Source organism: Stenotrophomonas sp. YJH_SMC_16, assembly GCF_059367875.1.
Genome location: NZ_JCAFRH010000001.1, coordinates 613,921 through 628,561 on the forward strand (window position 1 = coordinate 613,921; position 14,641 = coordinate 628,561).

Annotated in this window: 10 protein-coding genes; 6 read left to right on the top strand and 4 right to left on the bottom strand. The window is 68.3% G+C overall.

What is annotated here, in order from left to right:
- Positions 1–326 precede the first annotated feature (326 nt).
- The 5 genes from AC5P6E_RS02735 (at position 327) to AC5P6E_RS02755 (ending at position 8,604) form a co-directional block, all read left to right on the top strand.
- A complete protein-coding gene (locus AC5P6E_RS02735) occupies positions 327–2,117 on the top strand; it encodes an endonuclease (RefSeq protein WP_329835044.1) in 1,791 nt (596 codons plus the stop codon).
- Between the two features lie 68 nt (positions 2,118–2,185).
- Positions 2,186–2,524 (top strand): divalent-cation tolerance protein CutA, encoded by a 339-nt coding sequence (gene cutA, locus AC5P6E_RS02740; protein ID WP_010481118.1) that lies wholly within the window; start codon positions 2,186–2,188, stop codon positions 2,522–2,524.
- Positions 2,521–4,902, top strand: coding sequence for a protein-disulfide reductase DsbD domain-containing protein (locus AC5P6E_RS02745; protein ID WP_191863098.1), 2,382 nt, complete (start codon positions 2,521–2,523; stop codon positions 4,900–4,902). Before cutA ends, AC5P6E_RS02745 begins: the two co-directional genes overlap by 4 nt.
- Complete coding sequence (locus tag AC5P6E_RS02750; protein ID WP_495230677.1) at positions 4,899–5,462, top strand: TlpA family protein disulfide reductase; 564 nt, start codon at positions 4,899–4,901, stop codon at positions 5,460–5,462. Before AC5P6E_RS02745 ends, AC5P6E_RS02750 begins: the two co-directional genes overlap by 4 nt.
- 619 nt (positions 5,463–6,081) lie before the next feature.
- Positions 6,082–8,604, top strand: coding sequence for a PepSY domain-containing protein (locus tag AC5P6E_RS02755; RefSeq protein ID WP_495230678.1), 2,523 nt, complete (start codon positions 6,082–6,084; stop codon positions 8,602–8,604).
- A gap of 121 nt (positions 8,605–8,725) precedes the next feature.
- On the opposite strand, the gene AC5P6E_RS02760 is transcribed toward AC5P6E_RS02755, so the two are convergent.
- Complete coding sequence (locus AC5P6E_RS02760) at positions 8,726–11,266, bottom strand: methyl-accepting chemotaxis protein (RefSeq protein WP_483697292.1); 2,541 nt, start codon at positions 11,264–11,266, stop codon at positions 8,726–8,728.
- A gap of 202 nt (positions 11,267–11,468) precedes the next feature.
- Between AC5P6E_RS02760 and AC5P6E_RS02765 the strand changes: the two genes are divergently transcribed.
- Positions 11,469–12,308, top strand: a complete 840-nt coding sequence (locus AC5P6E_RS02765) for an arylamine N-acetyltransferase family protein (protein ID WP_019338949.1) — start codon at positions 11,469–11,471, stop codon at positions 12,306–12,308.
- Between the two features lie 65 nt (positions 12,309–12,373).
- Here AC5P6E_RS02765 and AC5P6E_RS02770 read toward each other — a convergent pair whose 3' ends face one another.
- The 3 genes from AC5P6E_RS02770 to AC5P6E_RS02780 are packed head-to-tail and all read right to left on the bottom strand — an operon-like array spanning position 12,374 to position 14,503.
- Positions 12,374–12,745, bottom strand: coding sequence for a VOC family protein (locus AC5P6E_RS02770; protein WP_019338950.1), 372 nt, complete (start codon positions 12,743–12,745; stop codon positions 12,374–12,376).
- A 22-nt stretch (positions 12,746–12,767) separates the two neighbouring features.
- Positions 12,768–13,406, bottom strand: coding sequence for a response regulator transcription factor (locus AC5P6E_RS02775; RefSeq protein ID WP_029550907.1), 639 nt, complete (start codon positions 13,404–13,406; stop codon positions 12,768–12,770).
- Positions 13,403–14,503 carry a sensor histidine kinase gene (locus AC5P6E_RS02780; RefSeq protein ID WP_019338952.1) on the bottom strand — a complete coding sequence of 367 codons (1,101 nt, stop codon included), beginning with the start codon at positions 14,501–14,503 and terminating at the stop codon, positions 13,403–13,405. The genes AC5P6E_RS02775 and AC5P6E_RS02780 overlap by 4 nt, the downstream gene beginning before the upstream one ends.
- Positions 14,504–14,641 lie beyond the last annotated feature (138 nt).

The window sequence follows — 14,641 nt, forward strand, 5'->3', positions numbered from 1 at the left end:
TGGTCTGAAAAAGTCCGGCGATGTTAGCAGTCACACCAGGCGAGTGCCAGCAACGCGCGTGAAAAAGCCCGACAAGTCGGGAGCACGACAGAGATGGAGACCTCCACAGGCCTTTCAAGGGCCGATCCCGAAATTTTTCTCCGGACCCGCAAACCTCCTTCCCTGCGTGGACGCCTGTATAGGGATGCAACGCGGCAAGCCAAGGGGGGAACGGGTGACATTTGGTGACCAATGTCCCACTGTCAGATATCTGACGTTCATTTACGACAAAGTGTCACTGGATCGGCCTTAGGCTCGGCCGCGCATTCCCAATCAAGGAGTTGTCGATGCGATTGCTGTCCCCGCTTGCCGCCGCCTGCCTGCTGGCGCTGGCCGCCGCGCCGGCCCAGGCCGAGGTCTTCATCAATGAACTGCACTATGACGACAGCACCGCCGCCGGTGACGTCGGCGAAGCGATCGAGGTCGTAGCCACCGCCGGTGAGGATCTGTCCGGCTACCGCCTCTACCTCTACAACGGCAGCAATCCTTCGGCCGCCACGGTCTACGCCAACAACCCGGTTCCGGCCGGCACCGCCGCCGGTTGCGGCAGCGCCACCCTGGCCGTGGTCAGCTACCCGACCAACGGCCTCCAGAACGGCCCGAACGACGGCATCGCCCTGGTCGATGCCAGCGGCAAGGTGGTCCAGTTCCTCAGCTACGAGGGCGCCATCACCGCCTCCGGTGGCCCTGCCGCCGGCATGACCAGCCAGAACATCCCGGTGGCCGAGACCAACAGCACCGCGCCGGGCACCTCGCTGCAGCTGACCGGCAGCGGCAGCCAGTACGCCCACTTCACCTGGGCCGAATCGGCCGGGCAGACGTTTGGCAGCTGCAACAACGGCCAGACCTTCAGCGGCGGCGGCACCCCGGGCCCGAACACGCCGCCGTCGGTCTCCACCACCACCCCGGCACAGGGCAGCAGCACCTTCCCGGCCGCGGCCGATCTGGAAGTGGTGTTCAGCGAAACCGTGAACCTGGCCAGTGGCGCCTTCGCGCTGAGCTGCGGCACCTCCGGCAGCGTGCCGCTGACCTTCCCGGCCAGCGGCCGCAGCGTGAAACTGTCCACCAACACCGCGCTGTTGGCCGGTGAAGCCTGCCGCTTCGATATCCGCGCCGCGCGCATCACCGACCTGCAGGGCGCGCATCCGGCGGCCGACAGCCGCATCGCGTTCACCGTGGCCAGCACCGGCGGCAACCCCGACCCGGGCAATCCGGGTGTACCGGCCGGCTATTACTCAAAGGTCAACACCAGCAGCCCCAGCCAGCTGCGTTGCTCGCTGCACGCCACCATCAAGGGCCATACGGCCTATCCGTACAGCGGCTCGGGCACCAGCACCTGGACCATCCTGGAAATCGCCGACGAGGATCCGAACAATTCCGGCAGGATCCTGGATGCGTATCGCAACCGCAGCTACGCCAAGGTGACCGACCGCGCCGGCAGCGGCAGTGGCCTGAAGTACAACCGCGAGCACACCTGGCCGAACTCGCTGGGCTTTGCCACCACCACCGGTGACAAGGGCCTGCCGTACGCGCCGTATACCGACACCCACATGCTGTACCTGACCGACGCGCAGTGGAACGCCGACCGTGGCAACAAGCCGTTCGGCAAGTGCGACGCCAACTGCGGCGAGCGCGCCACCGAGGCCAACAACGGCCAGGGCGGCGGCAGCGGCGGTTACCCGGGCAACTCCAACTGGGTACGCACGCCGGACGGCAACACCGGCACCTTCGAGGTGTGGGGCAAGCGCAAGGGCGACATGGCGCGTGCGGTGCTGTACATGGCCATCCGCTACGAGGGCGGCAAGGATGCGGCGACCGGCCAGTCCGAGCCGGACCTGGAGCTGACCGACGACCGCAGCAAGATCGTCAAGACCAGCAGTTCGCCGGCCTACATGGGCCTGCTGTCCACGCTGATCGACTGGCACCTGTCCGACCCGCCGGATGATGCCGAACGTGCACGCAATGACGTGATCTACAGCTTCCAGGGCAACCGCAATCCGTTCATCGATCACCCCGAGTGGGCGACCCCGGGCCTGTTCACCTCGGCCAAGCCGGCAACCTGCCAGCTGGCCAACTGACCGCGCAACGCAGCGGTCCATCGCCGCCGCCGGGCCCTGACCCGGCGGCGGCCCTATACTCGACGGTCATGTCGACCGTCGATCCCGTCCTGCTGCTGTTGACCACCTGCCCGGACCGGGCCAGTGCCGAGCGCATCGCGCACGCGCTGGTCGGCGAGCGCCTGGCCGCGTGCGTGACCCGCCTCGATGGCGCGCAGTCGACCTACCGCTGGCAGGGCGAGGTGACCACCGACGCCGAGCTGCAACTGCTGGTGAAGACCACCGCAAGCCGCGTCGATGACGCGATTGCCCGGATCGTCGAACTGCATCCGTATGAACTCCCGGAGTGCATCGCGGTCGAAACCCGGGCCGGCCTGCCGGCGTATCTGGACTGGATCCGGGCACAGACCCGGGAGGACACTGATTGAAGACTCTGTTTGCGCGTGGCGCCGCCTTGTGCGCCCTGATGTGGCTCTCGCTGCCCGCCTTCGCCCTGGATGAGAAGGACCTGCTGCCGGTGGACCAGGCGTTCGCGCTGACCGCCACCGCCCCCGAGCGCGGCCAGGTGCAACTGCAGTTCAAGATCGCACCCGGCTACTACCTGTATCGCCACCGCACCAGCGTCAAGGCTGATCCGGCGTTCAACGCCGGCGCGCTGCAGATGCCCAAGGGCGACAAGCACCACGACGATTTCTTCGGCGAAGTCGAAACCTATCGCGAGCGCCTGCAGGCCACCCTGCCTGGCACGCCGACCGACGCCGCCGGCACCATCAGCCTGGAAGTGCGTTACCAGGGCTGCGCCGATGCCGGTGTGTGCTACCCGCCGCAGAAGCGCGTGGTGCAGGTCACCCTGCCCGGTAGCGGCGCACAGGCCGCGGCGCCGGCCACGCGTACCGGCGCCGCCAGCCCGTTCAACAACCCGCTGGCCGGTGCCGGCAACAGCGGCGGCCTGCGCCTGCCGGGTGCCGCCAGCAACAGCCAGGCGCTGCCGCTTCCTTCGGAGCAGGCGTTCGGCTTCGACGCCATCGCCAGTGACGGCAACACCCTGCTGCTGCGCTTCAGCCCGGCGCCGGGCTACTACCTGTATCGCGACCGCACTTCGGTGAAGCTGGACGGCAGCACCGGCGTGCTGGCCGACAAGCTGCGCTGGCCGGCCGCACAGTCGCATCGCGACGAGCATTTCGGCGATGTCTCGGTCTACTTCAACCAGGTGGAAGTGCCGCTGCCGCTGCGCCGCGCCGTCGCCGATGCGGTCGACAGCACCCTGGTGGTGACGTTCCAGGGCTGCCAGACCGATGGCATCTGCTACCCGCCGATGACCCGCCGGGTGAAGCTGTCGATCCCGGCCGGCAAGATCAACGCCAGCACCGATCAGTCGCCGCCGCGCAACGAGGTGATCAGTCCGCTGCCTACCGCCAGCGGCGCACCACGCGAAGCCGCCAACGGCGCCCCGTTGCGCCTGCTGCCGACGGTGCCCAATACGGATGCCAGCACCCCGGCCGTTGCAGGCGCCGAAAACGGCAATGAGTTCGCTGCCGATGCGCGCGGTGACAACGCCCTGCGCACGCGCCCACCGGCGACCACGCCGAATCCGGACCGTTCGTTCGTTTGGGTGCTGCTGCTGGCCCTGGCCGGTGGCCTGGTACTGAACCTGATGCCCTGCGTGCTGCCGATCCTCTCGCTGAAGGTGCTGAGCCTGGCGCAGAGTGGCGAAAGCCCGCAGCGCGCGCGCAGCCACGCCCTCTGGTACACGTTGGGCGTACTGGTCGCGTTCGCGGTGATCGGCGCGTTGATGGTCGGCCTGCGCGCGATCGGCAACGCCGTCGGCATCGGCTTCCAGCTGCAGCACCCGGGCGTGGTCGCGGTGCTGGCCTACATCATGTTCGCGGTGGGCCTGAGCCTGTCCGGCGTGTTCACCCTCGGCGGCGGCATCGGCAACCTCGGCCAGTCGCTGGCCAGCCGCAGTGGCCCGGCCGGTGATTTCTTCACCGGTGCGTTGGCCTGCGTGGTCGGCAGTGCCTGCGTCGGCCCGTTCATGGGCGGCGCGATTGCCTACGCGTTCATTGCCCCGCCGCTGAAGGCGATGACCGTGTTCCTGTTCCTCGGCCTGGGCCTGGCGCTGCCGTTCCTGCTGATCGGCTTCGTGCCGGCACTGGCGCGCCGCCTGCCCAAGCCGGGCCCGTGGATGGAGACGCTCAAGCACGTGCTGGCCTTCCCGATGTACGCCACCGCGCTGTGGCTGCTGTGGGTGCTGGGCAAGCAGCGTGGCGTGGACGGCATGGCGCTGGTGCTGGGTGGCCTGCTGCTGCTGGCCTTCGGCCTGTGGCTATTCGAGCGCAACCGCTGGACTGGTTCGCGTGCAGTGACCCTGCTCGGCGTGCTGCTGGCGATCGGTGCACTGGTTCCCGCCTGGGGCGTGACCCAGCTGGCACCGCCGGCACGCGCCGCACAGGCCGCCAGCGACAACGTGGTCGAGTACTCGCCGCAGTTGCTGGACCGCCTGCGCGCCGACAACCGCGTGGTGTTCGTGAACATGACCGCCGACTGGTGCGTGAGCTGCAAGGCCAACGAGCGCGCCGTGCTGTCGCGGCCGGAGTTCAAGGAACTGCTCAAGCGCACCAACGCGGTGTACATGCGCGGGGACTACACCAACGTCGATCCGCAGATCACCACGTTCCTGGAAGAGCACAAGGCCGTGGGCGTGCCGCTGTACGTGGTGTATGGCCCCGGCGCGCCGCCGACGGTGCTGCCGACCCTGCTGACCCAGGCGGTGGTCGAGGAAGCGCTGCTGCGCACCGCGCGATGAAGTGGCAACGGCCAGCGCTGCTGTGGACAGCGGTGTTGGCCGCCGGCCTTGGCCTGTGGGCCGGCCATCGATTGGCACCGGCGCCGGCTGCGCCTGAGGCCGTGCCAGCGGCGCCCGCCGTTGCGGCTGCGGCACCCGCCTTGCAGGTTGGCGACAGCCTGCCCGCATTGTCGCTGCCCGATCTTGATGGCCGGCCGCTGGACCTGCGCCAGCACGCTGCCGGTCGCCCGCTGTTGATCAATGTCTGGGCCAGCTGGTGCGCTCCGTGCGTGGAAGAAATGCCGGAGCTTGCCCGCTTCGCCCATGCCCAGGGCGACAACGGCGTGCAGGTGCTGGGCCTGGCACTGGATACCCCGGAAGACGTGCGCGGTTTCCTGCAGCGTGTCCCGGTGGATTACCCGATCGTGATCGAGACCCCGGGGCCGCGCGATGCCAGCGTGCTGCTGGGCAATACACAGGGCCTGCTTCCCTACAGCGTGCTGTTCGATGCACAAGGGCGGCTGGTGAAGGCAAAGCTGGGACCATTCGCCCACGGCGAGATCGACAGCTGGGTGAAGTGAGGGGGTTTTTGCAGGGCTTGCAGCCCTGCACCCGGCTCAATGCAACGCCAACAGCCAAAGCGGGCGTTCCGCGGGTTGGCGGGGCGATGTCGGAGTGCGGGGACGCTGCAAGTACGTCCCTGTAAGCTTGGCAGCCGCATCCATGCGGCTGACACCCCGCACTCCGACACCGCCCCACCTCTGACAGATCTTCGCGGCTGTTGGTAGGTGTCGACCTTGGTCGACACATCTGTCAGATATCGATATTCAGAACGGAATCAGACCCCGTGCCGACCAACGGTCGGCACCCACCAAAGCAGAACGCCGTTCCGACAGATCGCAGGAAACTGTCGAAGGCGGGGTGGGTCCGGTTGAGGGGGACGGCGCAAGTACGTCCCTGTAGCCTTGGCCACGGCATCCATGCCGCGGACACCCCCGCAACCGGACCCACCCCGCCAGCCCACGGAAAGCCAGCTTTTGACGTTGACGTTGCTCCGGCTTGTAGCGGGTGCAGGGCTGCAAAGCCCTGCAACAAAACCCTCCTTGACCGTAGCCCGTCCGCCACGGAGAATTCCGCGACTAATTCTCATTTGCTGTTGCGCAGGATGCGGGCGGCAGCCTTCCTGGCCCTCCTCCTTCGATGTTCAAGAACGTCCTGTTCCAACTGCACTGGCTGCTGGGCATCACCGCCGGCGCCGTACTGGCCGTGATGGGCCTCAGCGGCGCCGTGCTGTCCTTCGAGGACGAACTGCTGCGGGCGGCCAATCCCGGTTTCGCCGAGATTGCCGAGCACCATGCCGACGGTCAGCTTCCGCTTGAACTGAGCGAGCTGGTGCCGCTGCTGCAGGCCGACAGTAATCGCCCCCTGCAGCGCCTGCGCGTGGATGCCACCGGGCTGCGGCCCTCGGTGGCACGCTTCGCCGGTGGCAAGGAACACTGGGTCTACTTCGATCCGTACAGCGGCGAGCGATTCAGCGCCCTGCGCGGGCAGGCGTTCTTCGATTTCGTCGAGGACCTGCATCGCCACCTCGCCGCCGGCGAGCGCGGCAAATGGATCACCGGCAGCTGTGCGATCGCCCTGCTGTTCTTCACCCTGTCCGGCCTCTATCTGCGCTGGCCGCGGCGCTGGTGGCACTGGCGCAGCTGGTTGGCGGTGGAATGGAAGCGCAGCGGCCGTGGCTTCCTGTGGAGCCTGCACTCGGTGGTCGGCACGTGGGTGCTGCTGATCTACCTGATGAGTGCGCTGACCGGCCTGTGGTGGTCCTTCGACTGGTATCGCAGCGCCGCCAACACCCTGCTGGGCGTCGCACCGGCCGCCAAGCACAAGATCGCCACCGGCGCCGCCCTGAACCTGGAACGCGTCGAAGCCACGCTGTACGCACTGCCCGGCGTGCGCACCGGCTACATCGACCTGCGCCTGCCGGAGAAGCCCGGGCAGGCACTGAATGTACGCGTGATGGCCGGTGATCCGTCGCAGCGCGGCGGCCAGCATGACCGCGCGCATGATCTGCTGCAGCTCGACCCAGGCACGGGTGCCACGCTCGATGCCCGCCCCTATGCACGCCAGGGCGTCGGCGCGCAGCTGGCCACCAGCGTGTTCGCGCTCCACTCGGGCAGCTACTTCGGCGTGCCCGGGCGTGTCGTGGTGATGCTCAGCAGTTTGGGCATGAGCCTGTTCTTCATCACCGGCTGGATGCTCTATCTGGACCGCCGACGCAGCCAGCGCGCTGCGCGTGGCCTGCGCCAGTCGCTGCCAGCAACGCCTGCCGATGGCGGTGGCACGCCGTGGCTGGTGGTGCATGCCAGCCAGAGCGGACTGGGCGAACAACTCGCATGGCGCGCAGCCGCGCAGCTGCAGGCATCCGGTCATGCGGTGCAGGTGCTGCCGCTGGCCCGCGTCGATGCCGTGCAGCTGGCACGCACCGCGCAGGCGCTGTTGGTACTGAGCACCTTCGGCGATGGCGAACCACCGGATGCGGCGCGAGGTGCTGCACGACGGCTGATGCCACAGACACTCGACCTGTCAGGCCTGCAGTTTGGACTGCTGGCGCTGGGTGATCGACAGTACCCGCATTACTGCGGCTTCGGCCGCCAGGTTGATGGCTGGCTGCTCGGCAACGGCGCGCGCCCGTTGTTCGACCGCATCGAAGTCGATGCCGCCTCGGTCGCGGCGCTGCGCCAATGGCAGCTGCAGCTGGGCGCGCTGACCGGCATCGCCACCGATGACAGCGTGCTGCCGGCGGCCACGCAGATGCATGAGTGGCGGCTGCTCGGCCGCGACCGGCTCAACCCGGGCAGCGTGGGCGGCGCCATCTGGCGCATCTGTCTTGCGCCACCGGCCGAGGTGCAGTGGCAGGCGGGCGACATCCTGCATATCGCGCCCCGGCACAACGCGCGGCATGCCAGCGCGGTGTTGAAGGCACAGGGGCTGGATCCGCTACAGCCGCTGCTGGTGGACGGCCACCCACGCACCCTGCTGGCGCTGGCCAGTGAACGCGAGCTGCCCGAGGCCGACGCCGCGCTGGCGGTGCAGGATCCGTGCCTATGGCTGGCCGGCCTGCCGATGCTGCCCGGACGCGAATATTCAATCGCCTCGTGCACCGAGGATGGCGCGGTGGAACTGGTGGTACGACTGGTGCACGACGACACGGGCCGCGCCGGGCTCGGCTCGGGCTGGCTGTCGCTGCATGCACCGATCGGTGCCAGTATCGTCGCCCGCGTGCACCGCAATCCCGGGTTCCACCGCGTCGCCGGTGCACCGATGGTGCTGATCGGCAACGGCACCGGCATCGCGGGCCTGCGCAGCCTGTTGCGCGAAGCCGCGCATGCAGGCGAGCACGGGCACTGGCTGCTGTTCGGCGAACGCCAGCGCGCGCATGACTTCCTGTTCGCCGACGAGATCGAGGCCTGGCAGGCCAATGGTCATCTTGCGCGGGTGGACCTGGCGTTCTCGCGCGATGGCGACGGTGGCTATGTACAGGATCGCCTGCGTGCGGCGGCCGATGCCCTGCGCAACTGGATGCAGCGTGGTGCAGTCATCCACGTGTGCGGTTCGCTGCAGGGCATGGCCGAAGGCGTGGACCAGGTGCTGCGTGAAGCACTCGGTGATGAGGCGGTGGAAACACTGCTGGAGAACGGCCGCTACCGCCGCGACGTGTATTGATTCCTGCCAGCGCGCATTGGCCTGAGCAGAGCATGGGCTCGGCTCTACAGTGTGCCTGCAGCCGATGTAGAGCCGAGCCGACGCTCGGCTGATTCCCGGCCAGCCGACAAGGAACCGCAGGCTAGGCCGCCGCAACGCGCGCCTGTGGCATCGACTGCAGACGGAACGCGCCCACCGCTTCCGCCAGCGCATGCACCTGCGCCTGCATCTGCGCTGTCGAAGCACCCGCCTCTTCCACCAGGCTGGCGTTGCGCTGGGTACTGGCTTCCATCTGCACGATGGTCTGGTTCACCTGGGCGATGCCGGCATGCTGGTCCTGCGACGCGCTGCGGATACCAGCCAGCAGATCCGCCAGTTGCTGCACGCTGCCGACAATCTCGCCCATCGTGGTGCCGGCCTGTTCGGCCTGCTGGTTGCCCTGGCCCACACGCGCCACCGAATCCTCGATCAGGCCCTTGATCTGTTTGGCCGCCTCCGCGCTGCGTTGTGCCAGCAGGCGCACTTCTGCGGCCACCACGGCGAAGCTGCGGCCCTGCTCACCCGCGCGCGCGGCTTCCACCGCAGCATTCAACGCGAGGATGTTGGTCTGGAAAGCGATGCCATCGATCAGCTGGGTGATGTCGCCGATCCGTCGCGAGGCCTCGCTGATGCCCTGCATGGTCGCGACCACCTGGCCAACGGCCTCGCCACCGCGCTGGGCCACTGCCGCCGCGCCCTTGACCAGCACGTCGGCACGGCCCGCGGCATCAGCATTGCGGCCAACGGTGTCGGTCAGCTCGTGCATCGACGCTGCCGTCTCTTCCAGGTTGGCCGCCTGCTGTTCGGTACGCTGCGACAGGTCATGGTGACCGGCAACGATCTCGCCAACGCCGGCATCCAGGCTGGACGTGGCGTGCTGGATGCGGGTGACGATGCGGCCCAGTTGCGCGACGGTGGCGTTGGCATCGTCGCGCATGCGTGCGAACACGCCCTGCAGCTCACCTTCCATGCGCACGCTGAGGTCGCCGCGGGCCAGCGCGGCCAGAAGCGCCTGCAGATCGCCGAGGTTGGTCTCGAAGGTGGTCAACAGGCGATTGATGCTGGTCGACAACGTACGCACAAAGCCCTGCTTTCCCTCCAGCGCGATGCGCCCGTGCAGGTCGCCATGTGCGGCGGCGTCGACCAGTGCGGCCACTTCGGTTTCCAACAGGGTTTCCAGCGCACGGCTGCGCCACTCCACCGCCACACCAAGGAACTGACCTTCGTCGATGATGGCGTTGGCAATCAGCTGGTAGCGCACCCCTGCATGGCCGATCTCGCGCTCCTCGCGCTGGCGCACACCGGCCAGGCTGGCCAGTGCCGGATGCAGGCGTACCGCATCGCTGCCCACCAGATCTTCAAGCCGGAGTGCAAGCTGCTCCAGCAGCGCCGGATTGGCGTAGGCGACCTGCCCTTCCGCATCAATCACCATCAGCCCGGTCTGCGCGCTGTCCAATGCCTGGCGCACCCGGGTATTGCCGCGCGCCACGGCACGCTCGGTCTCGATGCGCGCACGCAGGCGCTGCTGCATGTCGACCAGGCGCTGGGCCAGCTGGCCGATCTCATCATTGGCGTTGTAGACGCGCAGGGTGGTGTCGAGGCGGTCGTCAGCGATATCGCTGGCGAAACGCAGGGTGTCCTGGATCGGCTGGCGCACCGCACGCAGCACCAGCATCAGGCTGGTGATCAGCACGCCGGCCACCAGCAGCAGGGTCAGTGCGAACAGCACGCTCATCGTGCGTGCGCCGGCCTGCTGGCGCGCCTGCGCCGTGGCCAGCGCCGCCACCTGCGCCTGCTGGAAGGCGGCCAGCGCCGGTGCTACGCCCGCGGCGGTATCCAGCAGCGACTGCGCTTCCACATCCAGGCCGACGCGGGCAGCGGTATACCCCAGCAATGCGGCCTGATACGCCTCCATCCCGGTGCGCAGGGTGTCCTGCGCATCTGCGGGAAGGCCCGCCAGCGCGAGGTCGAACGGCAGCTTTTCCTCGCTGGCGCGGTCGGCGTGAGTGGAGTCACCGTCGAGCAGCAGCAGTGCCTCCTGCCTTCGCATCTTCTGCAGTGACAACGCCAACGACGGCCGCTGCAGCGCATCCACCTGTACCTGCAGGGTATCGGCGGCCTGCTGCAGCTGCGCGGCGAGGCCGGCATCACCACGACCCATCTCGTCGACACGTTCGAACAGGGCGGCCACACCCTGCGAGAACGCGTCGGCGGCTTCGGTCAGCGCCTGCAGGGCCTTGCGCCGGCCAGTATCCATCGGCGTCGCGCGCAGCGCCTGCAGATCGACCTGCAGTGCCTTCTGCGTGGCCAGCAGCTGCGCGCGGTCGGCATCATCGAAACTGCGTGCATACTGGGTCTGCAGGCGACGCGCTTCGGCCACCCGCGTAGACAGGCTGGCGGCCAGATCGCTGCCGCGCTGGTAGCTGGCCTGGCTGCGCGCAGCCAGTGCGTTGGCATGGCCGGTCCAGGCGTAGACAGCGGCGATCGCGACCAGGCCCAGGCCACAGACCCACAGGGTCGCCTTGAGCTTGTTGGCCACGCTGAGCCGATGCGGCTGCAGCCAGCGCAGCAGGCCGGGGGACGCCGAGTGCAACGCGGCAAGGCGCGTGCGCAGGGACCGGAGGTGGGGGACAACGGCCGACATGACAGACTCCAGGCGGAAAGACGCACCTGTATCGGCCGGATTCAGGGCAACTTTAGCGCCTTCTTCGTCCGGGTCCCCCCGTCGCGGGTGGACGCGGCCTTTGTACAGGGTGCAAGCGACGGGGGCATGACACGGGCGCCGCGCTTGACCTCAACCCCGGTTGGGGGAGCACAGTGGACGTTCCTCCCCGCCCGGTGCCTCCATGACGACGCTCGATGTCCCCCGCTACCTGCAACGCCTGCAGCTGGATGCGCCGCCACCGCGGACCCTGGCCGGCCTGACCCTGCTGCAGCAGCGCCACAACGCACTGCTGCCCTTCGAGACCCTCAGCTGCCTGCTGCGCGACGCGGTGCCGATCGACCTGGACAGCGTGCAACGCAAGCTGCTTGACGACCGCCGCGGTGGGTACTGCTTCGAACTCAATGGCGGCCTGCTGGCCCTGCTGCAGGCACTGGGCTTTGATGCGCAGCCGCTGAGTGCGCGCGTGCTGCTGGCAGCGCATGACGGCGAACTGACCGCGCGTACCCATCTGCTGCTGCGCGTGCATGTGGATGGGGACGACTGGCTGGTGGATGCCGGTTTCGGCAGCCTGACCCCGACCGTGCCGCTGCGGCTGCACGATGCGCAGCCGCAGGCCACGCCGCATGAGCGCTATCTGCTGCAGCGTCTGCCTGACGAGGGCGACTTCGTGCTGTCAGCCGAATCCAGCGACGGCTGGCGGGCGATGTACCGCTTCGATCTGCAGGCGCCTGCACCGATCGACAACGTGGTGGGCAACTGGTACGTATGCACCCACCCCGATTCCAGCTTCCCGGGCCAGCTACGCGTGTCGCTGACCGGACCGGACTGGCGCCGTACCATCGGCAGCGGCAACTACACCGAGTACCGCCCCGGGCAGGCGCCGGACAAGCGCCCGCTGCATGATGTGGGTGATGTGCGTGACGTGCTGCAGCAGCGCTTCGGCATGCAGCTGCCGGACGACCCGCGACTGGACCCGGCCATCAATGACTGGCTGCAGCGCTCGCGCGCCGCGACCTTGTAGGGCCGAGCCCATGCTCGGCTGAGCTGGAGCGGCTGGGCCAACAGCAGCCGAGCGTGGGCTCGGCTCTACAGAGCTGCGCGCGCCTGCAGCGCAATGCGGTTGCCTTCGCTGTCGCGGATCTCGGCCACACGCCAGTCACCCGCGTCGGCCGGGCCGAAGCGCAGCTCAGCTCCCGATTGCAGTGCACGGTCGAGGCTCGCATCCAGGTCATCGACGCCGATGTAGATGCGGGCGCCCTGCTCGGAGGGCCGGTAGTCCGCGCCGTGCACCAGCGCAATGCTGGCACCGGCGGCGTCATCGGAGAACGGCAGGTAGGCCATCCGGCAGTCGTGCAGCACGATAGGTTCGTCCACCGCGACCTGCAGCCACCGCTGGTAGAACGTGATGGCCCGGTCCAGGTCACTGGCCGGGATTTCCACATGCAGGATCGGGTTCACTGGCACGCCTTGCTCGGTCCACTCAGATGATGCGCAGGGTAATCGCCTTCAGCACTGCACGGGTGCGATCGCGGGTGCCCAGCTTGTCGAGTATGGCCGACACGTAGTTCTTCACCGTGCCTTCGGCCAGGAACAGGCTGCGCGCGATTTCCTTGTTGCTGTATCCACCAGCCAGCAGGCGCAGGATCGCCACTTCGCGTTCCCCGAAGGTATCGGTGGGCGGTGCTTCGTCGTGGAAGCGGTAACGGGCGCGTACCGGCTCGGTGCTGACCGGCAACAGCAGGGTTTCACCCGCGGCGACGCGCTCGATCGCTTCGCGCAGGTCTGCGGGCACGGCGTCCTTGAGCAGGAAGCCCTGTGCGCCGGCCTCGCTGGCACGCAGCAGCAGATCACTTTCATCGAAGGTGGTCAGCAGCAGGCACGGCGTGGCATCACCGCGCGCGCGCAGCTGGCGCAGTGCCTCGATGCCGTCCATCCCGGGCATGCGGATGTCACTGAGCACCACATCCACGCGCTGGGCAGCCAACGCGTCCAGCAGCGCCTGGCCCTCTTCGGCCTCCAGCACCACGTCTACCCCCAGGCCCTGCAGCAGCGCACGCAGACCCGCACGCACCAGCGCCTGGTCATCGGCCAGGGCAACGCGGATCGCGGCGCCACTCATGCCGGCAACCATGCGGTCAGGTGCATGCCGCCCTGTGCGGTTCGCGCCAGCTCCAAACGCCCCTGTACGGCCGCCAGGCGCTCGCGCATGCCGGCGATGCCATTGCCCTCGCGGATGCGTTCGGCGCGCTGGCCGTCATCGCGGATATCGATACGCAACCGGGAATCCTCTTCACTGATCGTCAGCCAGACGGTGTCTGCATTGCCGTGGCGGGCGGCGTTGGTCAGGGCTTCCTGCACCAGCCGCAGCACGGTCTCGGCCATCAACGGGTCAGCCACGCGCACCCCGTCGCCGATCTGCAGCTGCAGCTTTGGTCGTGGGAAGGGTGCGGCCAGCGCATGCAGTGCGGTGGCCAGATCGAGGCCGCGATCATCGCGCATCGATTGCACCACCTGGCGGATGTCGGCCAGCAACTCGCCGGACAACCGTTCCACCAGCACCAGTCCCTCGCGGCCGGCCAGTGCTGGGTCAGCGGCCAGGGCGCGCAGGTTGAGCCGCATCGCGGTGAGCTTGTGCCCAGCCACATCGTGCAGTTCACGCGCCAGGCGCAGGCGCTCGGCATCGCGTGCGCTGTCGGCCAGCAGCGCGCGGGTAGCCAGCAGGTCGGCGTTGACCCGGGCCAGGTCATCGCGGGCCAGCGCCGTGCTGCGGGCATAGTGGGCGGTCAGTGCGGCGAAGGCCTGGAAGCCGCCATAGAGCAGCACGACCAGCAGCGGCTGGCTGAAGCCGCTGTGGCGCAGCGCGGCATACACCGCCAGGTTGGCCAGCAGCGCAACGCCCAGCACGAAGCCCGGCGGCCAGTGCTCGGCCAGCTGTGCGACCAGCACCACCAGCAGCACCGGAGCAGTTCCGGTACGTGGCTGCAGCGCAACCAGCGCAACCGCCAGCAGCGCCTGCAACACCGCAGCGACGGCGCGCACGCGGGATGGCATCGACGCCCAGCCGTGCACCACGAACAGCAACAGGAACACGGCAAGCAGCAGCAGGCTCAGCCCGGCACCGTTGCGCTGTACAGCGAACGACAGGCCCACCGCCAGCACGGTAACCAGGCCGGCAAGGCTGAGAGGACGCAAGAGATGGCGGAACAGGCTGGGCATGGCCAGATGCTGACCGCCGCACACGCCGGCGGCAATGGGTCCGGCGCAGAAAGTGACTTCTGGCACGTCGAATCGATGACCACTGGCCCTGAACCCCGTGCACCGCGCCACGCAGACTGGCGCCACACCGCCACACAC

Excerpts from the sequence above, each read along its gene's own strand:
- AC5P6E_RS02735 (WP_329835044.1), top strand. The coding sequence starts at position 327 with ATGCGATTGCTGTCCCCGCTTGCCGCCGCCTGCCTGCTGGCGCTGGCC.
- cutA (WP_010481118.1), top strand. The coding sequence starts at position 2,186 with ATGTCGACCGTCGATCCCGTCCTGCTGCTGTTGACCACCTGCCCGGAC.
- AC5P6E_RS02750 (WP_495230677.1), top strand. The coding sequence starts at position 4,899 with ATGAAGTGGCAACGGCCAGCGCTGCTGTGGACAGCGGTGTTGGCCGCC.
- AC5P6E_RS02755 (WP_495230678.1), top strand. The coding sequence starts at position 6,082 with ATGTTCAAGAACGTCCTGTTCCAACTGCACTGGCTGCTGGGCATCACC.
- AC5P6E_RS02760 (WP_483697292.1), bottom strand. The coding sequence starts at position 11,266 with ATGTCGGCCGTTGTCCCCCACCTCCGGTCCCTGCGCACGCGCCTTGCC.
- AC5P6E_RS02765 (WP_019338949.1), top strand. The coding sequence starts at position 11,469 with ATGACGACGCTCGATGTCCCCCGCTACCTGCAACGCCTGCAGCTGGAT.
- AC5P6E_RS02775 (WP_029550907.1), bottom strand. The coding sequence starts at position 13,406 with ATGAGTGGCGCCGCGATCCGCGTTGCCCTGGCCGATGACCAGGCGCTG.
- AC5P6E_RS02780 (WP_019338952.1), bottom strand. The coding sequence starts at position 14,503 with ATGCCCAGCCTGTTCCGCCATCTCTTGCGTCCTCTCAGCCTTGCCGGC.